24 protein-coding genes are annotated in these 23,987 nt (G+C 62.2%); 12 read left to right on the top strand and 12 right to left on the bottom strand.

The window, feature by feature from the left end; all coding sequences use genetic code 11:
• Positions 1-36: 36 nt before the first annotated feature.
• On the bottom strand, positions 37-1,098 hold the full coding sequence (locus AAC126_RS10645; protein WP_339853128.1) for a DUF3800 domain-containing protein: 1,062 nt from the start codon (positions 1,096-1,098) through the stop codon (positions 37-39).
• Positions 1,099-1,446: 348 nt separating this feature from the next.
• Here AAC126_RS10645 and AAC126_RS10650 point away from each other — a divergent pair, with 348 nt between their 5' ends.
• The 3 genes from AAC126_RS10650 (at position 1,447) to AAC126_RS10660 (ending at position 3,825) form a co-directional block, all read left to right on the top strand.
• Positions 1,447-2,046, top strand: coding sequence for a hypothetical protein (locus AAC126_RS10650; RefSeq protein WP_339853129.1), 600 nt, complete (start codon positions 1,447-1,449; stop codon positions 2,044-2,046).
• 175 nt (positions 2,047-2,221) lie between these two features.
• Positions 2,222-3,184: a fumarate hydratase gene (locus tag AAC126_RS10655; RefSeq protein WP_339853131.1), complete on the top strand. Its 963-nt coding sequence runs from the start codon at positions 2,222-2,224 to the stop codon at positions 3,182-3,184.
• Complete coding sequence (locus tag AAC126_RS10660) at positions 3,148-3,825, top strand: fumarate hydratase C-terminal domain-containing protein (protein WP_339853133.1); 678 nt, start codon at positions 3,148-3,150, stop codon at positions 3,823-3,825. The genes AAC126_RS10655 and AAC126_RS10660 overlap by 37 nt, the downstream gene beginning before the upstream one ends.
• Positions 3,826-3,903: 78 nt before the next feature.
• Here the strand turns inward: AAC126_RS10660 and AAC126_RS10665 are convergent, their stop codons facing one another.
• Complete coding sequence (locus AAC126_RS10665; protein WP_339853135.1) at positions 3,904-5,025, bottom strand: hypothetical protein; 1,122 nt, start codon at positions 5,023-5,025, stop codon at positions 3,904-3,906.
• A 486-nt stretch (positions 5,026-5,511) separates the two neighbouring features.
• Positions 5,512-8,217: a cation-transporting P-type ATPase gene (locus AAC126_RS10670; protein WP_339853138.1), complete on the bottom strand. Its 2,706-nt coding sequence runs from the start codon at positions 8,215-8,217 to the stop codon at positions 5,512-5,514.
• Between the two features lie 148 nt (positions 8,218-8,365).
• Here AAC126_RS10670 and AAC126_RS10675 point away from each other — a divergent pair, with 148 nt between their 5' ends.
• Positions 8,366-9,244 carry a M23 family metallopeptidase gene (locus AAC126_RS10675; protein ID WP_339853139.1) on the top strand — a complete coding sequence of 293 codons (879 nt, stop codon included), beginning with the start codon at positions 8,366-8,368 and terminating at the stop codon, positions 9,242-9,244.
• Positions 9,245-9,480: 236 nt separating this feature from the next.
• On the opposite strand, the gene AAC126_RS10680 is transcribed toward AAC126_RS10675, so the two are convergent.
• The gene (locus AAC126_RS10680; RefSeq protein WP_339853141.1) at positions 9,481-10,536 is read right to left on the bottom strand and encodes a Gfo/Idh/MocA family oxidoreductase; all 1,056 of its coding nucleotides are present in this window, start codon (positions 10,534-10,536) and stop codon (positions 9,481-9,483) included.
• Between the two features lie 252 nt (positions 10,537-10,788).
• On the opposite strand from AAC126_RS10680, the gene AAC126_RS10685 reads away from it, so the two are divergent.
• On the top strand, positions 10,789-11,181 hold the full coding sequence (locus AAC126_RS10685; RefSeq protein ID WP_339853142.1) for a hypothetical protein: 393 nt from the start codon (positions 10,789-10,791) through the stop codon (positions 11,179-11,181).
• An 82-nt stretch (positions 11,182-11,263) separates the two neighbouring features.
• Here AAC126_RS10685 and AAC126_RS10690 read toward each other — a convergent pair whose 3' ends face one another.
• From AAC126_RS10690 to AAC126_RS10700, 3 genes are read right to left on the bottom strand one after another with little or no spacing between them, the layout of a single operon-like run.
• Positions 11,264-11,560 carry a YciI family protein gene (locus AAC126_RS10690; RefSeq protein ID WP_339853144.1) on the bottom strand — a complete coding sequence of 99 codons (297 nt, stop codon included), beginning with the start codon at positions 11,558-11,560 and terminating at the stop codon, positions 11,264-11,266.
• Between the two features lie 55 nt (positions 11,561-11,615).
• Positions 11,616-12,485, bottom strand: coding sequence for a prephenate dehydratase (locus AAC126_RS10695; protein ID WP_339853145.1), 870 nt, complete (start codon positions 12,483-12,485; stop codon positions 11,616-11,618).
• Between the two features lie 19 nt (positions 12,486-12,504).
• A complete protein-coding gene (locus tag AAC126_RS10700; protein ID WP_339853147.1) occupies positions 12,505-13,260 on the bottom strand; it encodes a 3-deoxy-manno-octulosonate cytidylyltransferase in 756 nt (251 codons plus the stop codon).
• Positions 13,261-13,528: 268 nt separating this feature from the next.
• Here AAC126_RS10700 and AAC126_RS10705 point away from each other — a divergent pair, with 268 nt between their 5' ends.
• The 3 genes from AAC126_RS10705 (at position 13,529) to AAC126_RS10715 (ending at position 16,127) form a co-directional block, all read left to right on the top strand.
• Positions 13,529-14,131, top strand: a complete 603-nt coding sequence (locus AAC126_RS10705; RefSeq protein ID WP_339853149.1) for a cytochrome c family protein — start codon at positions 13,529-13,531, stop codon at positions 14,129-14,131.
• Between the two features lie 70 nt (positions 14,132-14,201).
• Positions 14,202-14,978, top strand: coding sequence for an inositol monophosphatase family protein (locus AAC126_RS10710; RefSeq protein ID WP_339853151.1), 777 nt, complete (start codon positions 14,202-14,204; stop codon positions 14,976-14,978).
• Between the two features lie 216 nt (positions 14,979-15,194).
• Positions 15,195-16,127 carry a glyoxylate/hydroxypyruvate reductase A gene (locus AAC126_RS10715; protein ID WP_339853153.1) on the top strand — a complete coding sequence of 311 codons (933 nt, stop codon included), beginning with the start codon at positions 15,195-15,197 and terminating at the stop codon, positions 16,125-16,127.
• Between the two features lie 27 nt (positions 16,128-16,154).
• On the opposite strand, the gene AAC126_RS10720 is transcribed toward AAC126_RS10715, so the two are convergent.
• Together AAC126_RS10720 and AAC126_RS10725 are read right to left on the bottom strand one after the other, a co-directional pair.
• Entirely contained in the window at positions 16,155-16,520 is a 366-nt protein-coding gene (locus tag AAC126_RS10720; RefSeq protein ID WP_339853154.1) for a MarR family transcriptional regulator, read from the bottom strand.
• A 107-nt stretch (positions 16,521-16,627) separates the two neighbouring features.
• Positions 16,628-18,016 carry a leucyl aminopeptidase family protein gene (locus AAC126_RS10725; RefSeq protein WP_339853157.1) on the bottom strand — a complete coding sequence of 463 codons (1,389 nt, stop codon included), beginning with the start codon at positions 18,014-18,016 and terminating at the stop codon, positions 16,628-16,630.
• 194 nt (positions 18,017-18,210) lie between these two features.
• Between AAC126_RS10725 and AAC126_RS10730 the strand changes: the two genes are divergently transcribed.
• Complete coding sequence (locus AAC126_RS10730; RefSeq protein ID WP_339853160.1) at positions 18,211-18,870, top strand: glutathione S-transferase family protein; 660 nt, start codon at positions 18,211-18,213, stop codon at positions 18,868-18,870.
• Between the two features lie 19 nt (positions 18,871-18,889).
• Here AAC126_RS10730 and cbiB read toward each other — a convergent pair whose 3' ends face one another.
• Positions 18,890-19,867, bottom strand: coding sequence for an adenosylcobinamide-phosphate synthase CbiB (gene cbiB / locus AAC126_RS10735; protein WP_339853163.1), 978 nt, complete (start codon positions 19,865-19,867; stop codon positions 18,890-18,892).
• 301 nt (positions 19,868-20,168) lie between these two features.
• Between cbiB and AAC126_RS10740 the strand changes: the two genes are divergently transcribed.
• On the top strand, positions 20,169-20,402 hold the full coding sequence (locus AAC126_RS10740) for a hypothetical protein (RefSeq protein ID WP_339853165.1): 234 nt from the start codon (positions 20,169-20,171) through the stop codon (positions 20,400-20,402).
• Between the two features lie 33 nt (positions 20,403-20,435).
• On the opposite strand, the gene cobU is transcribed toward AAC126_RS10740, so the two are convergent.
• Positions 20,436-20,966, bottom strand: coding sequence for a bifunctional adenosylcobinamide kinase/adenosylcobinamide-phosphate guanylyltransferase (gene cobU / locus AAC126_RS10745; RefSeq protein WP_339853168.1), 531 nt, complete (start codon positions 20,964-20,966; stop codon positions 20,436-20,438).
• A 90-nt stretch (positions 20,967-21,056) separates the two neighbouring features.
• Between cobU and AAC126_RS10750 the strand changes: the two genes are divergently transcribed.
• Positions 21,057-21,260, top strand: coding sequence for a hypothetical protein (locus AAC126_RS10750; protein ID WP_339853171.1), 204 nt, complete (start codon positions 21,057-21,059; stop codon positions 21,258-21,260).
• Positions 21,261-21,267: 7 nt separating this feature from the next.
• On the opposite strand, the gene AAC126_RS10755 is transcribed toward AAC126_RS10750, so the two are convergent.
• Complete coding sequence (locus AAC126_RS10755) at positions 21,268-22,788, bottom strand: gamma-glutamyltransferase (protein WP_339853173.1); 1,521 nt, start codon at positions 22,786-22,788, stop codon at positions 21,268-21,270.
• 219 nt (positions 22,789-23,007) lie between these two features.
• Between AAC126_RS10755 and AAC126_RS10760 the strand changes: the two genes are divergently transcribed.
• The coding region (locus AAC126_RS10760) for a 2-hydroxyacid dehydrogenase (protein ID WP_339853175.1) at positions 23,008-23,987 on the top strand (980 nt) is incomplete at its 3' end.

Genomic DNA, 23,987 nt, shown 5'->3' on the forward strand with positions numbered 1-23,987 from the left:
GCCCGAATTAGGCCAAAAATGGACAAGTGGTCACGTTCAGGTGCTACGAGGCGTATAGAAGTTCTCTGCAAAATAGTCGATTAGTTCACCAGCCTGTGTTCCTTGTCGGAATCGCTTTTGCTCTTCGAGGTCAAATGACGGGGTTAGATGGATGAATTGATTGTCAGTATAGAGCGACGACACCGCGTCAGGATCCAGACCGCCAGACCGCAGACCTGCCCGCCTGTTTACGGCCTCAATAGCCGCTCCAATCATAACGTCGGCCAGTTGCACAGCTGAACTTGCCTTCGAGTCGACTTGTGTGACCTCGGCCAACTTGAGCGGGAATTTGATGCTAGTGATCTCGGTTTGTCGAAACTCGATCTCCTGATCATGATCGATGAAACGCTGCAGCAGATCGTGATAGGCAAGCAGGTTCTTAGATTGATCGTGCTCGACCCTATACGGGCCATTGGCCATCACCTCCATCCGGCTAACCAGGGACTGCAATACCACCGGGGCCGCGTCAGTGTTCACGCCAGGGTTTGCTATTTCAGACAGGCATTCAGGTGCCTCGAACTGGGCTAACGGCCCGAGCGCCTCCGGAAATGTTTCCCACTTCGTCGCTCGCGTCGCCGATATAAGTGCGCTCAAAGATCCGGGTGTCTTCTCCCTAACCGCCTGTTGGAAGGACTGTAACAGTCTATCGAAGGCCGGCTGGCCGAGCATGGTTGGACCTGTGACAAACAGAAATGACGCCATAGCGTAGTTCTGCCCACCCTCGTAGAAGTCCATGCCGCGCTCGTAATAAAATGGCTCGACCGCATGATCCAAGAACATCAACATCAGCAGATAGCGCTTGTCGCAGATATAGGTGACGCATTTGTGGTGAGTGAGAAGATCACGCAACAGGGAGAGCAGACGGGGGTGATTGGCGGAACGCCGTGACAGCGCACGGTATTTCAGTTCCGGCGCCTGCAGCTTTGGGAAATACTCTCTAATGAGGTTGGCGGCGTCCTCGTCACTAATTGCGATTGCTGCCGCACCCTGAAAACGTTGGTCGGCGTTCAAAAGGTCGAAGCCTGTATATCCGCTCTCATCTATCCTAAAACACTCCATTGAAGCGTCACCCCAAACTCACTTCTTAACTCTGCGCGGGTGGCGAGAGATCAACACGGATCGCCGCGCTCCACCCCATTTTACGGTCCACTTCCGAATAAGTAATCGAGAAATCCGAACGACCGCTCTCCACCCGGCCGGGCCTGACGGCCTATTCGGCCGCCAGCACCTGGAGCGTTCACTCCGGGTTTGACACCGCAGACCAGCTTCTCAAGGTTTCGGACGGCGGGCGCTGAAGAAGCCGGACGGGAAGCAGCCACCTGACGCATTTTACACTGCATCCCCGACGGATTTCCTGTCGCGGGCCGTTCTTGTTCCGAGACACCGTTTCCGGGATCGGAATTTCCCATGCCCACGCACGCCATCTTGCCTTTCCGCCTTCTGCTGCTCCGCATCGCCGCTGGTCTGATCGGCATGCTGCTCGCCTTTTCCGCCGGAGAGGCCTTCTCCGCCTCCTGGAAGAACCCGGACAGGCATGATCGCGGCAATTATCCCGACAGCTATTGCCGGACCACTTACAAGCACGATAACGAACGCCATCGCGGCCGGCAGCGCGGACCGGGGCATTACGAGATCGTGCGCGGCAAGTGCCACTGGGTCACGCCCCGGAAGCAGCAGCGCACTCTCTACAAGGTCGTGCCCGTTTATCCGGCGCAGCCTCCGAAAGCGGTCTGGATGCCGACTTATATGCCCGTGCCCGTTCCCGCTCCGGCACCAGCCGTAACGCCAGCTTATTGCCGCGAATATCAGGACACGATCAGCGTCGGCGGCACGGCCGTTCCGGCCTATGGCAATGCCTGCCTGCAGGCGGACGGCTCCTGGCAGGTCCGCTCCGGGCCGGTGCCTGCGTCGGGTGATCATTGCCGGGAGTTCCGGCGCAGTGTCGCGGTCGGCAGCAGCGAAGAGCAACAGGTCGGCACCGCCTGCCTGCGTCCCGGCGACGTCTGAGAAATCGTCACTGTCCGCTGACGGTAACTGGGCGCTGAGACGGGCCACTGATACCGGAACGGCACCCGTTCCGGCCTCCCCCTTCCCCAATCGCGGGCAAAGGGGCTAGGCTTTCTCCCGACAGGCTGCCCCTGCCTCCGCTTCAAGGGGCCGCCTGACAAAGGGAGAAACGCTGGTGATCAGTAAAGAAGCAGCCGAACAGGCTGCCTACGAGATCATGTTCAAGGCCGGGATCGATATCCCGGACGATTATCTCGCGGGCATCAAAAAGATGGCGGCGGCCGAGGACGGCGATCTGTCCTCCTTCGTGCTGGAGGCCATGCTGGAAAATTACGAGGCCGCGACGGAAGACCGGCGGCCGATGTGCGCCGATACCGGCGTGCCGCGCTATTACGTGAAGGCCGGGAACGAGGCCAGGATCGAGGGCGGCTTCATCGCGCTTGAGCAGGCGCTGCGCTCCGCCACCGCCCGCGCCACCCACGACATTCCGCTCCGCCCGAACCGGGTGCATCCGCTCTGGCGCACGGATCACAACAACAATGTCGGCCTCAACGCGCCGGAGATCGAATACAGCTTCGAGCCGGACGCGGACTGGGTCGACATCACCACCGTGCACAAGGGCGGGCTGTTCGGCACCGATTACCGCATGCTGTTTCCGGGCGACGGCATCGACGGCATCAAGCGCTTCTTTCTCGACGGCATGATCGCCTTCGGCAAACGGGGCCTCGCCTGCCAGCCGGCGATTGTCGGCATCGGGCTCGGCGGCTCGAAGGACACCTGCATGGTGCTCGGCAAGCAGGCCGCCTGCCTGCGTATTGTCGGCGACCGCAACCCGGACCCGGAAATCGCCGAGCTGGAGCTGGAGCTGATGGAGCTCGGCAATTCCATCGGCATGGGCGCCATGGGGTTCGTCGGCAAGAGCATGGTGGTCGATTGCCATATCGAGGCCGGCTTCACCCACACCGGCGGCATGCCGATGAGCCTGCACGCCTTCTGCCTCTCCTCGCGCCGCGCCACCGTGCGCCTGCACGCCGACGGACGGGCCGAATTCCGCACCGATCCGACCTGGTTCACCCCCTATATGCGACGGGAGACAGTCTCATGGGAAATGCCCGAGAGCGCAAAACAGTCCGCCTGAAGACCCCCGTCACCGACGCGGCGCTGGCCACACTGGAACTCGGCGACGTGGTCTATCTCGACGGGCTGATCTACACCGCCCGCGAGGGTATCTATAAGAAGATCCTGGAAGAAGGCGCCGCCCCGCCGGTCGATTTCGCCAGCCTCACCAACGTCAATTTCCACTGCTCCCCCGCCGCAGCAAAGCAGGAAGACGGCAGCCTGAAGGTCAGCGCCGTCACCGCCACCGCCAGCTTCCGCTTCTCGAAATGGATGAAGGACTGGTTCAAGGCGTCCGGCGCCAAGATGGTGATCGGAAAGGGCGGCATGTCGGAAGAGGATTACAAGACCCTCTTCGTCCCCGCGGGCGCCGTCTACCTGACCACAGTCGGCTACGGCACCGGCGCGCTCTTGGGGCGCGGCATCAGACAGGTGAAGGCGGCGCACTGGCTCGACGAGCTCGGCATCGCCCAGGCCATGTGGGTGCTGGAAGTCGAAAAATTCGGCCCGCTGCTGGTGGAAAGCGACCATGCGGGGAACTCGCTGTTCGAACGGAACAACCGCGAGATCAATGCCGGGATCGACAAACTCTATGAGGGGCTGAAGAAGCCGTCATTGCAGCGGTTTGGGGAGACGGATGATCGGGAGCGGGAGCTGATTTAGGGGTGGACCGGCACACGAAAGCATTGAGAAATTGCGGTCGAGTTCAGTTGAATGTCCCTTTAATTCCCCCTTTAATTCCTAAGAAAATTCCATTTCGTATATTATTCCATTTTCGTTAGGCTTTCCCATGACAACCCTACCGAATCGATATGTTCCACCTGTCGCAAATACACTATAGAATAAAAGTATTTCCTCATAATCATCTTCATCTAAATCTGCTCTAAAAAACTCATGAATACCTACACCCATCCCGTGATCAATATCAAATATTGTTACGCTCCAATTATCATGAATCTCCACATCGCATATTCCATTATCTACCATATCTTGAATCGTTGGCATTTCTTCATAATTCAACAGCTCTCTTCTCTGAAAAAATATCCCTTCAGACCAAGAAGCATGAAGCTTATCCAAATGAACCAATCTTATTAGAGGATCTCTAATGAAAGATTTTTTAGCCCACCTTGATTTTTTTATCTGATTTAAAGGCTCAGATGCATTATCAGCCAAACCATAACAATTCATGTCAAATTGAGTAACCGGATAAAATTTTTTCTCTTCCTTTGCACTGATGAATTCGCGTGCATTTTCGCAAACAACTTCATCACCATCGTCTGAAATCATTCGAACATTCTTTATAGCCCCTCCCCCTAACGCAAAAGGATAATCCATTAAACTATCCGCAATAACACTATTGGCTGCCTGAATATCTCTCCCAGACATCCCTAAACCAGAACGCAGAGGCACTTTTCCTTCGTACTGATGCAAAAAATAAGAAAACATTTCCTCTGTAGAAATATCATTTTTCCTTGCTTGATTTTTTATGTTTAAATAACCATTAATCTTTACAGTTCCATTCACCAAACTTTCATATATTGAATTTACTTTATTTTTATTACTTTTGGCTATCTGAAGAAAATAAATTACCGCACTCAAATCAAATTTCTTATTTGATTTTTGCCTATTTGTTGTTGATTTTGTCGGAATTAGGTTTTCCGGACCGTTTAAATCAAATTCACCATCAATAATATTCAATCTTCTAAGCTCTGAAATTAAATTCTCGCCTTCATCTACTGGAATTAAATGATCAATCTGCAGCTCATCCAGCGTGACAACCTCTGACGTGTAGACACATTTCTTCTCATTGCCTTCCCAAATTGCCTGACGCAACTCCGGTGGGATCGCCTTACGTTCCGCCACAATTGACCTCAATCAATCTCTAAAACCGATCCTAGCTTATGTTTTGAGAATGTTTCCTCGCTGAACGATTTTTGTCATTTGTTTTTTCGTAACCAAGGGGACACCCGACTTAATTGCCGGTCGTAATCGTACCGTGTCCATACCCTCACCGTCATCCCGTCGGAGGACGGGATCCATGGATGACGGGCGCCGTTCCATGATCAATGGACCCCGGCCTGCGCCGGGGTGACGGTGGTGGGTGGCGTTGGAAAAAGGATACCGGAATTAAAGGGACACGCGCCCGAACCACCGGGCGCAAGCGCATCGCGCCCAAACCCTGATCGTCATCCCCATGAAAATGGGGACCCAGGGATGGCGGGTGGCGCTCTACGATCTCTGGGTCCCTGCCTGCGCAGGGATGACGATGGTGTGTGTGCCGGGGTGGCGTGCGCCGAGGGGAACCGGGGTGAGGTGAGCCGGGGCCGGCGGTGGGTGTTGCCGCTCAGCTCACTCCGACCCGCGCTTCCAGATGCGCAGGCGGAGTTGTTTCTCCGTTTCAATGATCGCGAACAGCGCGACGCCGATGGCGACGATCAGCACGCCGTCCAGGAACGGCACGGGCTGCGTGCCGAAGACGCCTTGCAGCGGCGGGACGTAGGTGATGATGAACTGTGCCGCCGTGACGGCGAGGATTGTGGCCCAGACGACCTTTGTGCCGCGCACCGCTTTCCAAGTGAACGAGGTGCCGTAGATATTCCGGATGAAGAACAGGTGGAAGATCTCCATCACCACCAGGGTGTTCATGGCCATGGTGCGGGCCAGATCGACCGGGTAGCCGCGATCGATGGCGTAGGTGTAGATGCCGAACACGCCGCCGAGGAACAGGGTGGAGACGAAGAGGATATGCCAGCCCAGCGCGCCGGTCAGCAGCGGCTCGCCCCGGCGCCGGGGCGGGCGGCGCATGGTGTCCTCTTCGGTCGGCTCGAAGGCCAGCGCCATGCCCAGCGTGATGGCGGTGATCAGGTTGACCCAGAGGATCTGCACCGGCGTGATCGGCAGCGTCATGCCGAACAGCAGGGCGACGACGATGGTCATGGCCTCGCCAGCATTGGTCGGCAGGGTCCAGCTGATGACTTTCTTGATGTTGTCATAGACGGTCCGGCCCTCGCGCACGGCGGCCGCGATCGAGGCGAAATTGTCGTCCGCCAGAACCAGCTCGGCCGCCTCCTTCGCCGCCTCGCTGCCCTTCAGCCCCATGGCGATGCCCGCATCGGCGCGCTTCAGGGCCGGGGCGTCATTGACGCCGTCTCCGGTCATGGCGACGGTCAGGCCGTGCGCCTGCAGCGCCATCACCAGCCGTAATTTATGCTCCGGGCTGGTGCGGGCGAAGATGTCCGTCTCGAGGATGCAGGCGGCCAGCGCGGTGTCGTCCATGGCGTCCAGATCCGCCCCGGTCAGCACCCTGTCCGGGTTCTGCAGGCCGATCTGACGGCCGATCGCGGCCGCCGTGCCGCGATGGTCCCCGGTGATCATCTTCACCCGGATACCGGCATCCTGGCAGGCGCTCACGGCCTCGATGGCTTCCGGCCGGGGCGGGTCGATCAGCCCGACCAGACCAACCAGGACCAGATCCGATTCAACGTCGGAAAATTCAAGCACGGTGTGTCCGGGATCGACCGGACGGACGGCGAAAGCCAGCACGCGCTGACCCTCCGCGGCAATCGCCTCGGCCCGGGCATGCCAGTCATCCGCGGCCAGCGGCTCGGTGCCGCCCGAGGCGCTCCGCTGCGTGCTGCACATCGACAGGATCCGTTCCGGCGCGCCCTTGACCGACACAAATGCGTGCATGTCGTGGTCATGGTTCAGGGTGCCCATGAAGCGGTGCCGGGCGTCGAACGGGATCGCGTCGGTGCGTGTCCAGGCGGCAAGCTCGGCCCGCATGTCGATGCCGAGCTTGCCGGACAGCGCCAGCAGCGCGCCTTCCATCGGGTCTCCCTCGACATGCCACACGCCGTCCCGCTCATGCAGGGAGGCGTCGTTGCAGAGCGCGGCGGAACGGCCCAGTTCCTCAAGCACATGATGCTCGCCGATACTGACGGCGGCATTGTTCAGCGTGATCGCGCCGCGCGGCTCATATCCGGTGCCCTCCAGCGAGAAGGTGTGTGCGCTGGTGGCGATGGAGGCGACCATCATCTCGTTCCGGGTCAGGGTCCCGGTCTTGTCCGTGCAGATCACCGAGACGGAGCCGAGCGTCTCGATCGCGGGCAGGCGGCGGACAATGGCATTGCGCCGCGCCATGGCCTGCACGCCGACGGCGAGAGTGATTGTCAGAACCGCGGGCAGGCCTTCCGGTATCGCCGCCACGGACAGGCCGACAACCGCCATGAACAGGTCGGCAAAACCGGCATGCCCGACGGCATATCCGAAGACCAGCAAGGCGGCGGCGATCAGCAGGATCAGAACCGTCAGCCACCTGGCGAACGCGTTCATCTGCCGGACCAGCGGCGTGGTCAGGCTTTCGACGGTGGAAAGCATGCCGCTGATCTTGCCGATCTCGGTATCGGCTCCCGTGGCGACCACCAGCCCTCTGCCCTGTCCGCTGCTGACCAGCGTGCCGCTATAGGCCATGCAGACCCGGTCTCCCAGCGGCGCTTCCCGGTCCACCGGCCTTGTCTGTTTTTCCGCCGGGACCGACTCGCCGGTCAGAATCGCTTCCTGGATCTGCAACGCGCTTGCCTGCAACAGGCGGAGATCAGCGGGCACCCTGTCCCCCGCCTCAAGCAGGACAATGTCACCGGGGACGAGACTGTCGCCCTCCACCGCCCGGCGCTCTCCGCCGCGCAGCACGGACGCCTTCAGGGCAAGCATCGTGCGGATGGCGTCCATCGCCTTTTCCGCCCGGCCTTCCTGTACAAAGCCGATCACCGCATTGGCGAAAACAACAGCGAGGATCACAAGGGTATCGACGAGATGGCCGAGAGCCGCCGTGATCACGGCGGAGCCAAGCAGCACGTAGATCAGGATATTGTGGAAATGCAGGATAAAGCGGAAGAACGCACCGCGCTTTGCCGGCTCCGGCAGGCGATTGGGGCCATGTTTTTCAAGCCGCGCCGCTGCCTCTTCATGCGAAAGACCGCCGGCATCCGTGCCCAGGGCAGCAAGAACCTCTTCAGCCGCCGATACGTGCCAGATATCCCCCTTGGCATTCTGCATTACAGCCTCCACCCGCATATCAGCATCCCGGCGTCCACTGATCCATGTCCGAGCGATGCCGATCGCCTCATCGCTGTGAATCCGGTTTCCCTGCACTCGCATACGGCACTAGTCTAGCAAGGCATGCTCCTCCCCGTACCGGGACAGATTGGCTCACCATCCAGAGTGCACCATTGGAGAAGATCCGATTAAAAATCTTGCGCTGACGGCTCTCGTGTCCTGCCTGTTCCTGCTCGCCCCGCCCCTGATGGCGGCGGAGCCGTGCACTGCCTGCGCCGGGATCGAGGGATTTGTGCCGCCTGATGCGATCAATCCGGATCTCTACCTGATGGTAGGCAAGGCCCGGCGGAGCGACAAAGCCCGCAGCGTCGAAATTCAGGAAGCGCGCGGTGTGGTCAGGACTGGCCTGAAACCGGCCTTCATCGAGGATGGCACCTGCCCCGGAATCGATACCGAGGGGTGGGCCATCAATTATACCGGCAAACGTCCGTGGCCGGCCCAGCACAAGGGTGTCGATATCCCGCAACCGCGCGGCACACCGATCCGGGCGATTGCCGACGGCACGGTGATCGGAATTTTCGAGAATGACGGAAACCGCAAGGGCATCGAAATCGCCCTCAGGCACACACCGGAACAAACCGGGCTGCCGTTCTGGACCTACTCGCAATACACCCATCTGTCCGAAATGCCGGCGCTTGCCATCGGTGACGCCGTGCGGATGGGCGCCGAGATCGGGAAAACCGGCAATTCTGGCAAGATGGGCAGAAACATCCGGCGCGACGCGCTGCACTTCGCCGTCCTGTTCAGCGCCGCGCCGTCCTGGAGCAATGACGGCCGCGTGTTCGTGCCCGCCGACGGCTTCTTCATGGACCCCATCGCCTTCTACCGGCAGGAGGGGCCTTACGTTTCGGCGGAACTCGCCGAGCTGCCCTCATCGGAGAAAGCCGTGCCGGTGGCGTATCTGAAGACGGACGGCACGCCGGTGCCAGCGGGCGCGAAGCGGATCTGGCCATATCCCTGCAAATGACGGGCACGCGGAGGCCGTTGTCCTACAATCCCTGCAGCCGCTCCGCGATATCCACGACAAATTAAAGGACACGCACCCTAATTGCCGGTCGCAAATGTATCGTATCCAAACCCTGCCCGTCATCCCGTCGAAGGACGGGATCCATGGATGACGGACACAGCCCCACGATCCTATGGACCCCGACCTGCGTCGGGGTGACGGAGATGGGTGGTGTTTCGACGCGTGGAAGCCGCATCCTAGAGCCCTTCCAGCAGCTCGGCGATATCCACCACCCGCTTTTCCCCGGCAGCAATCTTCACGGCAAGGATGACCGCGAGCGACCGGGCGGCGTCTGCCGCGTCGATGACCGGCAGTTCGTCCCCGGTGATCACCTTCAGGAAGTGGGTGAGCTGGTTTTCATAGGTCTGCGTGCCGTCGAGCGGCAGGACCTCCCGCTCAAGCCTGTCCTGCCAGTCTCCACCTTCCGGGCCGTGCGACCAGAGCGCCATGCCGGGAACCTCGAACGATCCGGCGCGGCCGCCGATGAAAAGATAGTTCCCCGGCTGGTGCGGGAAATACAGCGCCTGGCCGGAGGTCCGCTCCCAGCTATAGGGCGAGGCGACCGCGTCGCTGATGGTGAAACTGCCGAGCACACCGCTGTCGAACTCGAAGGACACGCTGGCCGTGTCCTCGACATCGAGCCCGCGCACATCGTTCGAGACAAAGGCGCCGACCCGGCGGATCTCGCCCAGGATGAAGCGCATGCAATCGACATCGTGGATCAGGTTGATCAGCAACGTGCCGCCACCCGGCTCCCGCCGCCAGGCGATGTCGAAATAGCTGTCGGGCTTGTCCACCCAGGACATGCCGCTGACCGTCACGATCCGGCCAAGTTTCCCGCTTTGCACAACCCGCCGGGCTTCCCTGATATCCGAGCTGTGCCGGCGGTGATGGCCGACGAGAATGGGCACACCGGCAGCCTCGCTCGCCCGCGCCATCTCGAAGGCGTCGGCGAGGGTGGCCGCGACCGGCTTTTCCATCAGGCTCGGGATGCCGCGCTCGATACAGGCGAGAGCGGCGGCTTTATGCAGCCCGGTCGGCAGGGCGACGATCGCCCCGTCCGGATTCACCGCATCCAGCATTGTGTCGAGGTCGCCGAAATGCGGCACGCCGAGGCTCTCCGCAAGCGCCCGCGCGGCCGGTGCCGGGTCGGCGATGCCCGCGATCTCCGCACCCGGATGGCCGGTGATCAGCGTGCAATGCTCCCGCCCGATCACCCCCGCACCGGCAATTGCGATCCTGAGTTTTTGCATGCCCTGGCCTCCTCGTCTGCGCCCGAACGGCAATGGCCCAGCCTGCAGTGTCGGAGATCGGAAAGCCGCCGTCCATGGCCGCGTTTGACACCGGGGGCCTGCTGGCCGAAACCACAAGGAATGCGCGCTGAATACATAAATACCATAACGCATACTTGTCTCTCGCCAAGCCCGGTGCCTTGGCGCAAAATCTGATCACGCACAAATTTTGCGGCCGCCGGTCAACGCACCGGCTCTTGGGGAGATATTCGCATGACTGACAGGCTTGCCGCCCATTTCGTCCGGGCGTCCGTTCTCTATGCCATCGCCGGCATGGCCCTCGGCATTCACATGGCAGCGTCACAGGATCACGGGCAGATGCCGACGCACGCGCATCTCATGTTGTTCGGCTGGGTCGGGATGATGCTCTATGCCGCGTTCTACAAACTCTGGCCGGGCGCGGCCGAGGGCCTGCTGCCGAAGATCCATGCGGCGGTGGCGCATATTGCCCTGATCGGCATGATCGTCGGCTTGCACCTGATCTATTCGGGCTCGAACCCGGAACTCGGGGATCCGATAGCGGCGCTTTTCTCGACGTCTCTGTTCGCGAACATGTTCCTGTTCACCTGGATCGTCTGGCGCGGAACGCGGGCGGCGGCGATTTAGGAACACAGCTCGGACCGTTACCCCGGCCTGCGCCGGGATAACGGTGGAAAGTGATGGTGGTGACGGCAGTGCAAGCTGCAGTTTAGCCCTGCAGCGCCTTGTCCCAGATGGTCTTGCGCCACGGGGTCACGATGACCGCCTCGAAAACGCCGTTCAGAGCAAACGGATCATTCTTGGCGAAATCCTCGGCCACGGCGCGGTCCTCGGTGTCGAGGATCAGGACGCTGCCATCCATGCTGTCGTCCGGCCCGCCGGTGGTGGCGCCGCCGGCCATGATCAAGTCCAGCTTGGACTTCAGATATTCGATATGCGCCGGACGGTGTTCCATGCGCTTGTCGAGGGCGCCGGGCTTGTCCCGGGCGATGATGGCGTAAGGCATGTGATGCTCCCTTGGTTTACGGTTTTGCTGTCTTGCGGTGTTGGTTTCCGGCAGGTCAGTTGCCGTTCTTGGCCTGCTCCAGCCGGAACGGATGGGCCGGATAGGTGCCGAGGATCTTGACCGCGCCTTTCGGGCAGAAGAACTGCAATTCCTCCAGCGCCAGCTTCAGCGGGGTCTCTTCGGGATGGCCTTCGGCGTCGACATAGAATTGCGCCGCCGAGAAGCTGCCATCGACCAGATAGGATTCCAGCTTGGTCAGGTTGATGCCGTTCGTGGCGAAACCGCCGAGCGCCTTGTAGAGCGCGGCAGGCACGCTGCGCACCCGGAAAATCGCAGTGGTCACGCACGGACCGTTATTGGCCGGCGGCACCTCGCTCTCGCGGGCCATGACCAGGAAACGGGTGGTGTTGTGCTCCGCGTCCTCGACGCCCTCGCGCAGGATTTCCAGACCATAGATCTCGGCCGCCAGTTTCGGGCCGATGGCGGCGATTGTCTTGTCGCCCAGCTCGGCGATGGAGCGGGCGGCACCGGCGGTATCGGAATGCTGTACCGGACGGGCGCCGAGTTCGGCCATCAGTTTGCGGGACTGGGCCAGCGCGTGGACATGGGAGCGGATCTCCTTCACGTCCGAGATTTTCGTGCCGGGCACGCCGAGCAGCATGGCATTGATGCGCTGGTAATGCTCGCCGATGATGTAGAGGCCGGATTCCGGCAGCAGATGGTGAATGTCCGCCACACGGCCCGCGACGGAATTCTCCACCGGCACCATGGCGCACAGCGCGTCCCCATTCTTCACCGCATCCAGCATGTCCTCAAAGCTCGGGCAGGGCAGCGGCTCCAGGTCGGGGCGGACGGCCTGACAGGCCATGTGGGAGTTGGCGCCTAGTTCGCCCTGGAAGGCGATTTTCTGCTTTTGCTCGGACACGGGTCGAAAACTTTCGGGTTCAGGATTTTTCAAGAATTTTGCGGGCTTTTTCCAAGTCCGCCGGAGTATCGACACCGAGCGGAACCGTGTCAACGCGGGCCACGTCGATCCGCATGCCCGCTTCCAGCGGCCGGAGCTGCTCCAGCTTCTCGCGCAACTCCAGCGCCGACGGCGGCAGCGCGACAAAACGCTCCAGCGCGCTGCGGCGATAGGCATAGAGGCCGATGAAATGGAACAGCGGTCCCGGTCCATGAGGCACCGTGGCGCGGCTGAAATACAGCGCCCGGCCCCGGCTGCCATCCGCCTCCCAGGCCACCACCGGCTTGGTCACGCTCGGATTGGTGATGTCGTCCTCGTCCACGATCAGCGCCGCAGGCGCGCCGATATCCACCTCCGCCCGGTCCAGCATGGCCAGCGCCGCGCGCGGCACCGCCGGATCGAGCACCGGCAGATCGCCCTGGATATTGACGATGGCGTCGTGTTTGCCGCCGGGATCGAGCGTCTGCAGCGCCTCCCAGATCCGGTCGGAGCCGGAAGGGTGGCCGGGGTCGGTCAGCACCGCTTCCCCGCCATGATCGCGTACCGCGTCGGCGATTTCCTGCTCGGCGCAGGCGATCGCGACACGGCCGAGAGCGGCCTCCTCCGCCCGGCGCAGCACCTGCACGATCATCGGCAACCCGGCAATCTCGGCCAGCGGCTTGTTCGGCAGCCGCTCCGACTTCATGCGGGCGGGGATCAGGACAATCGGGTTAGACGGCGCTTTGTTTTCAGCCATGTGACACTCGCACTTCTAAATTCCACTCCTGGCCGGACGTCGCATTTGTTACCATTTATTGCGGCGAAATGTCGCGCGGTCAGGCCGCCCTCTGCGCACGCGAACGAATGTACGGACTTGCGTCTTAGAGGGCGGAACCTTATAGGAAACTGTTAAAGGGCTGTCGCCTGCCTAATTTGGCGAAACAGTCTGATGTGAGATAGCTGGGCCGCGCGGAGCCTTTCCGGGAGCTGACGCGGCGGGAAACAAAGGCGGAACGAGGTTCGGCATGTCATCTTCTCTGGAATTCAACAAGCTGGCCGCGGGCGTTTTGTGTGGCGGATTGCTCCTGATGGGCGTCGGCAAGTTCGCGGGCGTGCTGGTGCACCCCGAGCATCTTGAAACCAACGCCTATACGGTCGAACTCCCCGAAGGCGGCGCCACCGCTGCTGCCGCGCCGGCCGGCCCCGCTCCGATCGAGCCGATCCTCGGCCTCCTCGCCAGCGCCGACCCGGCCTCCGGCCAGAAGATCGCGAAGAAATGCGCGGCCTGCCATGACTTCACCAAGGGCGGCCCGAACAAGGTCGGCCCAAACCTCTACGGTGTCGTGATGGCCGCCAAGGGGCACCATGCCGACTTCTCCTATTCCGATGCTCTCCTGTCCTCCGGCGAGAACGACCACTGGTCCTATTCATCGCTGAACCATTTCCTGAAGAAGCCGAAGGATTATGCGCCGGGCACGAAGATGGGCTTCGCCGGTATCAAGAAGGCTTCCCAGCGCGCGGATCTCGTCGCTTATCTGCGCACGCTCGCGGACAGCCCGGCAGCGCTGCCAACGGCCGAGGAAATCCAGGCTGCGGAAGACGCGTTCAAAGCTGCTTCCGGCGGCTGATCACCGACTGATTTTATGAATCAAGCCGGGCCGCACTGTGGCCCGGCTTTTTCATTTTGGGAGATAAAACGTGACACGGCCTTCCACCTCAGAGCTTGCCAGCTTCGCCGCCTCTCTCGCCGATGCCGCCCGCGGCGTCATCCGCCGCTACCACAATTTCGGCGTCAATATCGAAGCCAAGGCCGACGAAAGCCCGGTGACCGTGGCCGACCGTGGCGCGGAGCGCGTCATGCGCGCGCTGATCGAGGAACGCTTTCCGGAGCACGGCATCGCCGGCGAGGAATATGGCAAGCTCCGTGAGGATGCCGAATTCGTCTGGTCGCTCGACCCGATCGACGGCACCAAGGCCTTCATCACCGGCAGCCCCCGCTTCGGCACCCTGATCGGCCTGGTCGAGAACGGCGCCCCGGTGCTTGGCGTGATCGACATGCCGGTCCTGGACGAACGCTGGATCGGCGGCCGGGACTACATGGCCCGGATGAACGGCTCCCCGGTCGAGGTCCGCGCCTGCCCCCAGCTCTCCGACGCCATCCTCGCCGCCACCTCGCCAGCCATGTTCGAGGGCACCGAAGAGATCTATGCCAAGCTCTGCGCCGGAACGCGCTATCAGGTCTATGGCGGCGACTGCCACAATTTCGCGACGCTGGCGGGCGGCCATGTCGATCTCTGCGTCGAAGCCGGGCTACAGGATTATGACTTCCTCGCTGTGGTCCCCGTGATCGAGGCCGCAGGCGGCATCGTCACCGACTGGGAAGGCAGGCGCCCGGCGCCGGGCTCGACCAACCGGATCTGTGCCGCCGGAGACAAACGGGTGCACGACGCCGCCCTGAAGATCCTGAACGGCTGATCCGATTTCCGTTTCCCGGACTTGATCCGGGACCTCATCATGACGGGCGCGCTCTATGACAGCCAGATCCCGGCTCTGCGGCCGGGAAAACGATGAGGAGTGCTGACGATCTGAGCATGGTGAAACCACGCCGCTCGCTCCGTCCAGCTTTGCCCCGGCGCCACTCCGTGCTAGGACCGAATCCCCGCCCTGATGAACAGATTTCCGGAGACTTCCATGCCAGCCGTTTTATTCCGGTCCACCAGCGATTCCGCTCCCGCCTGGGATGAAATGCTCAAGCAGCGGATTCCCGATCTCGATTTCCGTACATGGCCCGAGGTCGGCAATCCCGACGATATCGAGTTCGTGCTCGCCTGGAAGATGCCGCAGGGCACGCTGGACGGCATGCCGAATGTGAAATGCATCTGTTCGCTCGGTCAGGGTGTGGACCATATCTTTGCCGATCCCACCCTGCCGGAAGGCGCGCAGATCATGCGGCTGGTCGATCCCTGGATGTCCCAGGCGATGAGCGAGTGGGTGTTGCTGCATGTGCTGCGCTATCACCGGCAGGCGCCGGAATATGAAGCGCTGCGGAAGAGCAAGACCTGGACATCCCTGCCGGCGCCAGATACGGCGAGCCGCAAGGTCGGCATTCTTGGTCTTGGGGCGCTGGGTGCGGATGCGGCCTCGAAGATCGCCGCGCTCGGCTTCGATACCGCCGGCTGGAGCCGGACGGAGAAACAGATCGACGGCGTGAAGAGTTATTACGGCGAAGACCAGCTGACGGACTTCCTGGCCCGGACCGAAATCCTCTGCTGCCTGCTGCCGCTGACCAAGGCGACCGAGGGTGTGATCAATGCGCAGACCCTCGCGGCCCTGCCGAAAGGCGCCTTCGTGATCAATTCGGGCCGGGGCGGTCATGTGGTCGAGGAGGATCTGCTGGCGGCGCTGGACAGCGGGCATATCGCCCATGCTGCCCTCGATGTGTTCCGTACCGAACCGTTGCCGCAGGACAGCCCGTTCTGGGAGCATCCGAAGGTCGATCTCTGGCCGCATGTCTCGGCCCAGACCAACCCCACCAGCGCGGCCGACCAGGTTGCCGATGCGATCGGCAAGGTGTTCCGGGGCGAGGCGCCGGACAATCTGGTTGACCCGAAGGTCCAGTATTAGGGACTGAGAGGGAAAGAGCGGCCGGCGTCAGTCGGCCGCTTCTGCCTGGTCGAACCGGGTTCCGCTCGAGGCATTGACGACAAGGTCGCCGAACTCGGTCAGGAAGACGGAGCCCTTCACGGTCCGCTGCACCAGCACGCTGCGCCGGTCCGTCTCGTCCGGGCGGCGGCGCACGAAACCATATTCTCCAAGACGGTCAAGCGCCCGGGTAATGGCCGGTTTCGAAACGTTCAGGGTGGCGGCGAGACCGCGCACCGTGTGCGGCGGATTCTCGATATAGACGGTCAGCAGCACCGCCAGTTGCCGGGCGGTCAGGTCCGGCGTATCGCGCCGGACGCTTTCGACCAGGGCTTTACGCCAAATGCCAAGGGCTTGTATCGAATCGGCGGCCATATCCGGTACCAGCATAACCCAGTTTGTTACGAAATCGATTTGACAATACAGGCAACAACCGCACCGCGCAATGAAAGATCGTTCGCAAAACGTGGATTAACCGCCCGTTAACCATAACGTTTACGTAACATTTTATAAAAAGCCCGCATACCCATGGCTTCCCCGCCCTCGGGGCGGCCCGGCCGGGATTTCAGGTTCCAGGCCATGACGTCGACATGCGCCCATCGTGTCTCCGGCGAAACGAAGTGCTCGAGGAAAAGCGCGGCCGTGATCGCGCCGCCATACCCGCCGGATCCGGTGCTGGAAAGATCCGCGTTCGGCGATTTCAGCATGTCCCGATACGGCTTGTGCAACGGCAGCCGCCAGAGCGCATCCCGCGCCTCCAGCCCTCCTTCCAGAAGATCGGCGGCAAGGTCGTCATCGTTGCAGAACAGCGCCGGCAGATCGGTGCCGAGCGCCACCCGGGCGGCACCGGTCAGGGTGGCGAAATCGAGGATCATCTCCGGCGCTTCGCTATCCGCTTCGGTCAGCGCGTCGGCCAGCACCAGACGGCCTTCGGCATCGGTATTGCCGACCTCGACGGTCAGCCCCTTGCGCGACGGCAGGATATCCATCGGCCGGAAGGCGTTGCCGGAGATCGCATTCTCCACCGCCGGCACCAGCACCCGGAGCCGGACCGGCAGGCCGGCATCCATGACCAGCTTGGCGAGGCCCAGCGCATGGGCCGACCCGCCCATATCCTTCTTCATCATCAGCATGCCCGAGGCAGGCTTGATATCCAGACCGCCGCTGTCAAAGATCACGCCCTTGCCGACAATCGTCACCTTCGGATGGCTCTTCTTGCCCCAGCGGATATCGATCAGCCGCGGCGCCCGGTCTGCGGCTCGGCCGACGGCGTGGATCATCGGGAAATTCCCGGCCAGAAGCGCCTCGCCCTCGATGATCTCGATCTTCGCTTTATAGGCCTTGGCAAGCTCGGCCGCCGCATCCGCAAGCTCTTCCGGGCCGAGGTCGTTGGCCGGCCGGTTGATCAGATCACGGGCCAGCCCGGTCGCCTCGGCAATCCGGCGCACTTCGTCCTGGTCCGCACCGTCCGGCCAGACCAGCTCCGCCTTGAAGCTCGTCTTTTCCTTGAACTTGTCGAACTGGTAATGCGCCAGCGCCCATCCCGTCGCGGCACTGGTTGCCGCTGCGGGGCTCAGCTCCGCATCGAGATAATAGCGGCCCTTCGGCAAAGCCGCCGGCAGAGGCGCCAGATCCCAGAGCCCGCCGCCCGGCTCTTCCTGCTCCTCGACGCCGAACAGCACCCGCGCGAGCCCGCCATCCGCATCCGGCAGAAAGCAGGTCGTCCCGGGTGCCGCCGTGAAATCCGATTCGCCGATCCAGCGTGCGATCCGTGCGTCCGATCCTTTCAGCCAGCCCGGCAGGGTGGCCGTGCTGACAGGGGTGAGCGGAATGGATTTCGGGGTTGCTTTGGCAACGAGGCGGAACGGCATGGGAGGCTCCTGATAAGAGACAATCCACCCGTTCTATCCCGCCGGAGGGGCCTGCTCAAGCGCCGCAACGGGCCAGGGAGGCGCCGGAACAGACGGTGACGGCACGACAGAGCTTGCACGCACGGCATGACAGAGGTTGCGCGCCGGGGCCGGGCCGGTTCAAATGGCGGCAACAAAGTCCGGAGGAAACCGTCATGGCGCCGTACAGCCTCATCATTGGAAACAAGAATTATTCGTCCTGGTCGTTGCGGCCATGGCTGATGATGACTGCATGCGACATCCCGTTCGAAGAGACCGTGATCGCGCTCGATACGCCGAACACGCGGCAGGAAATCCTGCGGCACTCCCCGTCGGGCCGGGTTCCGGTTCTGAAGGACGGCGAGCTGACGGTCTGGGACAGCCTCTCCATCGGCGAGTATCTGGCGGAGAAACATCCGGAAGCCGGTCTCTGGCCGAAGGATCCGGTTGCCCGCGCGCGGGCCCGGTCGGTTTCCGCCGAAATGCATTCCGGCTTCAGCGCCGTTCGGCAGAACATGCCGATGAATGTCCGCTCCAGCTTCCCGGGTCAGGGACGCGGGCCAGGCGTACAGGAAGACATCAACCGGATCACCGCGATCTGGCGCAATCACCGCCGCCGGGTCACCGATCCCGCCGACGGGCCGTTCCTGTTCGGCCATTTCACCATAGCGGACGCGATGTTCGCCCCCGTGGTCTCCCGCTTCCGGACCTACGGCGTCGAGCTGACGGACGAAGCCGCGGCCTATGCCGAAGCGGTCTGGGAATTGCCCGCCATGAAAACCTGGGCGGAAGACGCCAAGAACGAGCCGATGGTGATCGACCGGCACGAATTCTAGGCCGTCCGCGCGGGGCGGGCTATCCGGCGAGAGACAGAACGCCCGTCAGCAGGATCAGCGTGCCGCAGGCCAGCCGGAACAGGACGAGGGCCCGGCGGATATCGCCCATGCCTGCATCCGCGCCGCCGGCCCCCATCCAGGCATCCTCCACCTTCTTGCCGCTATAGACGCGCGGCCCGGCAAGGCGCAGGCCGAGTGCGCCCGCCATTGCCGCTTCCGGCCAACCCGCATTGGGTGAGCGGTGCAGCCGGGCATCCCGCAGGGTGGCCCGGAATGATGAACGGGCATGACCGCGCGGTGTGACGAACGCAGCGGCCCAGATCAATGCTGCGGAGAAGCGGGCCGGGATCAGGTTCGCCAGATCGTCCAGCCGGGCAGCGGCCCAGCCGAATTCCTGATACCGGGCATTCTTGTGGCCGATCATGCTGTCCGCGGTGTTCAACGCTTTATAGGCAAGCAACCCCGGCAGACCGGCGAGCAGATACCAGAAAGCCGGTGCCACCACGCCGTCGGAAAAATTCTCCGCCGCCGTCTCGATGGCGGCCCGGCTGACACCGCCTTCGTCCAGCTGCTCCGGATCCCGTCCGACGATCATGGAAACAGCCCGGCGGGCGCCCGGCAAGCCATCCGCCTCGAATGCCTTCGCCACCGCGATGACGTGATCATGCAGGCTTCTCTGGGCCAGAAAAACGGACGCGATCGCCGCTTCCAGCAACCAGCCGTAGCTCACGAAGGAAACGAGACGATGCAGCAGCCAGCCAGTCAGCGCCGCTGCGAGGAGCAACAGAACCACCAGCAGGACGCCGCCCTGACGGCGGGCGGCATCGCCTGCATCAACCCGGTTCCAGCGCGCCTCGCCCCAGCCGATCAGGGCGCCGAACAGAACCACGGGGTGCGGCAGCCGCCTCCACAATGCAGGGGGATCACCGATCAGCGCATCGAGCACCAGTGCAAGGCAGAGAATGCCAGCCGTGCTTTGCAATGCCGCTTCGATCATGTCGCCCGTTTCCGCCGGTTGCCAGAGTCCGGCCGACTGACACCATTTCCGGTGCTGTTTCCAGCAAATTCTATCGTCGGACGGTGCGGCGGGCGACAACCGGCAGGACGTATCGGAGACAAAAAAGCGGCCCGGTCATGACGACCGGGCCGTTCGATTCAAGTGAGTTCTCACAAGGAGAATTCGGCTAAGGGACTCACCACATACGATTCTACGCCTTCCGATTTTAATTTACAACACGTAAACACATGTCGTTTAATTGGTTAAATCGTCTCTTCATTTACGTTTGAAAGGTTTGCTGATGGGGCGGCGCTATTTCACACGCAGACGGCACGCCATAAAGGCAAGCCGTCTCTGGGTCAGAACCACGACGTGGATTGCCGCGCCGTGTCTGGTTTTGTGGCTGGGCCACAAGGCTGTCTCGCACGGCACGCTGGATCTTCCCGCTGTCGCCGTGATTGCCGTTTTGGCCGCTATCTATCTGGTTTCGGTCCTGCGCGTGCGCGGGCTGTCCGGTGAATGGACATTTTTCTAGACCGGCTGGCCTCTGAGTGAGCCGCCTGCCCCGTCAGCTTCCCTTTACCTGAACCGGAAGTCCGGCAACAACCAGGGTTACCCTGTCCGCTATCGCCGCGATGCGCTGATTGAGACGCCCCGCATGATCGCGGAAAGCGCGGGCCAGCTTGTTCTCCGGAACGATACCAAACCCGACCTCGTTGGCGACCAGCACCACATCTCCCGCCGCCGCACTGACAGCCGCACAAAGCCGGTCGATCTCCGCGTCCATATCCGCGTCCGCAAGCAGATGGTTCGTCAGCCACAGCGTCAGGCAGTCGACAAGCAGAACGGTGTCCGGCCCCGCCTCCCGCAGCAATACAGCCGCCAGATCCCTCGGCTCCTCGACGGTCCGCCAGCCATCCGCCGCACGATCCGCCCGGTGCTGCGCGATGCGGGCTTTCATCTCGTCGTCATGCGCTTCGGCCGTGGCGACATAGATCAATGCGCGGCCCGTCTTGCGGCAGATAGTTTCAGCATGGCGGCTCTTGCCCGAGCGGGCGCCACCCAGTATCAGGGTCACCGATCCGCTGCTTTGCGTCATAAGGGCTGTCCTTCATTCGCCTGTTCCGCATGCACGGACCAGAGTACACTTTGACGATATCCGGTCCCACCCGGCAAACAGGAGCACACCATGCCACAGGACGATCTGACCATGAGCACGCAGCTGCTTCTGGAATCCGTTGAGGAAGACACCACGGACCTGCGCGAGGCCTGGGAACAGCTCCAGCGTATTCTCAACACCATGCGCGCCGAAGGCCTGCAGCCGCCGGAAGATCTCCTGAAGCTGGAAGAACGCATGCAGGCCGATTTCGCGGCGGATAACAGCGGCAGCTAAACGCCCGTTAGCACACCATCCCCGAGGCTTTCGCCCGGGGATCGCCGACGGCGGCAACCGTGCCGTCATCATTCACCGCGACCGCCTGCACCGAAGCCAGCATCGGGTCCCGGCCCGGGCTGAGCTTGAGCTGCAGCTTGCGCGCCTTGGCGATACCGGCGACGGTCTCCTCAAGCTCGGCATCCGCCAGCAGCGTCTCCGTCTCCGCATGCAGCCGGGCACGGCCGACCGCGTCCGGCAAGCTGTCGCCAAGCACCAGGCGGTTGAACAGCACCTGCATGATCGATGTCGGAATCCGGGTCGAGCCGGATGCGCCGATGGCCATGCGCACCTTGCCGTCCCGGAACATCAGGCTCGGCATCATGCTGGAGACCGGGCGCTTGCCGCCGACAACCTCGTTCGGGTTGCCGGGCCAGGGGCTGAACAGCATCATCTGGTTGTTCAGCAGGATACCGGTTCCCGGCAGCACGACACCGGAATGATTGTTGTTGGAATAGGTGATGCAGGCCGCATTGCCGTCTTTGTCGATCACGGCGAGGCTCGTGGTCTCGCTCGACTCCCCGGCCGCCACCGTCACGAAGGCCGGGTCGCCATACCCGGCGGCCCGCTTCCGGAACATCTCCAGCATCGCGCCTGCCAGCAGATCGTAATGCGCGCCGTCCGTGACGCTCTCCCGCTCCAGCGCCGCCAGCCCGGCGAAAACCAGCCCGCCCGATGACGGCGGCGGCATGGTCGCGACATCGTGCCCCTTGAACCGGGCTGTCGCCGGGGCGCGCCAGATCGCTTCATAATTTTCCAGATCGGCGCGGCTGAGGAAGCCGTCATGGGCCTCCATCTCCGCCAGCAGCAGATCCGCGAGCGCGCCCTTGTAGAAACAGTCCGGCCCGTCTTTCGCTATCATCCGCAGGGACTGGCCATATTCCGGATTGGCCATCTCGTCACCGGCCCGGTAGAGGCTGCCATCCGGTTTCAGCAAAAGTTTGCGCGTCGCCTCGGTGAGGTTCAGCAGCTCTTCCGTCCGGGCCATGCGCAAGGCCGCCTTGTGCCCGACCCGGAAGCCGCCTTCCGCCAGCCTGATCGCAGGCTCCAGCACGTCAGCCATCGCCAGCTTGCCAAATTTCGCCTGGGCTTCGCCAAGTCCGCGCACCGATCCCGGAACCCCGACCGAACGATGGCCGCGCTCATTCTCGCGGCCCTTCACCCGGACGATGTATTCGTTGTTGGTATCCGTTGAGGCATAGAGCTCGTAGCGCGCCGCCATCGGGGCCACGCCGAGGAAATCGATGGCTTCGGTCTGCCCGGAAGTGGCGTCATGCATGATCATGAAGCCACCGGCGCCGATGCCTGAATCAAGCGGCTCCACCGTACCCATGACATAGGCGGCCGCGACCGCCGCATCGATGGCATTGCCGCCCGCCTCAAGGATATCCAGCGCCGCCCGGCTGGCGTCGGCATTGCCGCATGCGGCCGCGCCGGCTTTCGCCGCGCCCTGTTGCCATGTCATGGAGGTCGGTTCCTGCTCGGCCATGTCACCCTCTGAATGCGTACGTGAAAACACCCGAGTGTGATCCATTCCGGCCCGGCCTGCACACGAATATTGCGATATGCAGAATACCCGTTCCGGCATTGATCGCGCTGCTCGCCGACAATCGTGCAACCGTCGGCTCTTGCCCGTCATCCGCCGCCGGTCTATGTCGGAACCTGGCCCCGCGCCGTTCCATTATCCGTGCCGAGAAAGAGATATCCCGTGTCGAAGACCCATCGCCTGCTCCTGACCCAGCCGAAAGGCAGCCCGCGCTACGAGATGCTGAAGAACAACCTGGAAACGGATTGGGAAATCGAGACCTGGTCGAAGGATGATGGCGAGGATGCCTTCCGCGAGCGGATTGCCACCGTGGAGGTGCTGGTCGGCGGCGGCGTGCCGGATCTGCCCCAGGGCATTCCGCTGAAGCTGTTCCAGATCCCCTTCACCGGTTTCGACTGGACCGGGCCGGAGAAGATCCCGGCGGGCACAGTGGTCTGCAACACCTTCGAGCACGAGACCACGATCGCCGAGCACGTGCTCGCCGGCATGCTGGAATTCCAGACCGGCCTGATGCGCGAGACCCATCCAGTGATGAAGGAGAAATCCTTCAACGGCCGGGACATCTCGAAGGGCCCGATGCACCGCGAGATGCGTGGCGCCACCGTCGGTATCGTCGGCTACGGGCATATCGGCCGGGAAGTCGCCAAGCGCTGCAAGGCCTTCGACATGCGGGTCATGGCGCTCTCCCGCACCAAACGGGACGAACCGGGTGTGGTCGACTGGTACGGCACTCTCGACGATATGGACACGCTGCTGGCGGAGAGCGATTTCGTCATCGTCACGGCACCGCTGAACGACGACACCCGCAGCATGATCGACAGTGAAGCCTTCGGCAAAATGAAATCCGACGCGGTGATCTGCAATGTCGGCCGCGGGGCGGTGGTCGACGAGGCGGCGCTTTACGAAGCCTTGTCCAGCAAGCAGATCCGGGGCGGCATCATCGATGTCTGGTACACCTACCCGTCGAAGAAAGATCCCAATCCCTGGCCGTCCAAATTCCCGTTCCAGAAGCTCGACAACATCATCATGTCGCCGCACAACTCGGCCTGGAGCAACGAGATGGCCAACCGCCGCTGGGCTTTCGTCGCCGCCAATCTCGACCGGTTCGCCCGGGGCGAGGAGCTGCAGAATTTCTGCTTCGA

This window comes from uncultured Nisaea sp., from assembly GCF_963974195.1.
In the GTDB taxonomy this organism is placed as follows: Bacteria; Pseudomonadota; Alphaproteobacteria; order Thalassobaculales; family Thalassobaculaceae; genus Nisaea.

Coding starts and splice junctions, on each gene's coding strand:
- AAC126_RS10705 (WP_339853149.1), top strand. CDS start 13,529: ATGTCATCTTCTCTGGAATTCAACAAGCTGGCCGCGGGCGTTTTGTGT.
- AAC126_RS10650 (WP_339853129.1), top strand. CDS start 1,447: ATGCCCACGCACGCCATCTTGCCTTTCCGCCTTCTGCTGCTCCGCATC.
- AAC126_RS10750 (WP_339853171.1), top strand. CDS start 21,057: ATGCCACAGGACGATCTGACCATGAGCACGCAGCTGCTTCTGGAATCC.
- AAC126_RS10645 (WP_339853128.1), bottom strand. CDS start 1,098: ATGGAGTGTTTTAGGATAGATGAGAGCGGATATACAGGCTTCGACCTT.
- AAC126_RS10660 (WP_339853133.1), top strand. CDS start 3,148: ATGGGAAATGCCCGAGAGCGCAAAACAGTCCGCCTGAAGACCCCCGTC.
- cbiB (WP_339853163.1), bottom strand. CDS start 19,867: ATGATCGAAGCGGCATTGCAAAGCACGGCTGGCATTCTCTGCCTTGCA.
- AAC126_RS10700 (WP_339853147.1), bottom strand. CDS start 13,260: ATGGCTGAAAACAAAGCGCCGTCTAACCCGATTGTCCTGATCCCCGCC.
- AAC126_RS10685 (WP_339853142.1), top strand. CDS start 10,789: ATGACTGACAGGCTTGCCGCCCATTTCGTCCGGGCGTCCGTTCTCTAT.
- AAC126_RS10670 (WP_339853138.1), bottom strand. CDS start 8,217: ATGCAGAATGCCAAGGGGGATATCTGGCACGTATCGGCGGCTGAAGAG.
- AAC126_RS10740 (WP_339853165.1), top strand. CDS start 20,169: ATGGGGCGGCGCTATTTCACACGCAGACGGCACGCCATAAAGGCAAGC.
- AAC126_RS10725 (WP_339853157.1), bottom strand. CDS start 18,016: ATGCCGTTCCGCCTCGTTGCCAAAGCAACCCCGAAATCCATTCCGCTC.
- AAC126_RS10680 (WP_339853141.1), bottom strand. CDS start 10,536: ATGCAAAAACTCAGGATCGCAATTGCCGGTGCGGGGGTGATCGGGCGG.
- AAC126_RS10715 (WP_339853153.1), top strand. CDS start 15,195: ATGCCAGCCGTTTTATTCCGGTCCACCAGCGATTCCGCTCCCGCCTGG.
- AAC126_RS10730 (WP_339853160.1), top strand. CDS start 18,211: ATGGCGCCGTACAGCCTCATCATTGGAAACAAGAATTATTCGTCCTGG.
- cobU (WP_339853168.1), bottom strand. CDS start 20,966: ATGACGCAAAGCAGCGGATCGGTGACCCTGATACTGGGTGGCGCCCGC.
- AAC126_RS10755 (WP_339853173.1), bottom strand. CDS start 22,788: ATGGCCGAGCAGGAACCGACCTCCATGACATGGCAACAGGGCGCGGCG.
- AAC126_RS10720 (WP_339853154.1), bottom strand. CDS start 16,520: ATGGCCGCCGATTCGATACAAGCCCTTGGCATTTGGCGTAAAGCCCTG.
- AAC126_RS10690 (WP_339853144.1), bottom strand. CDS start 11,560: ATGCCTTACGCCATCATCGCCCGGGACAAGCCCGGCGCCCTCGACAAG.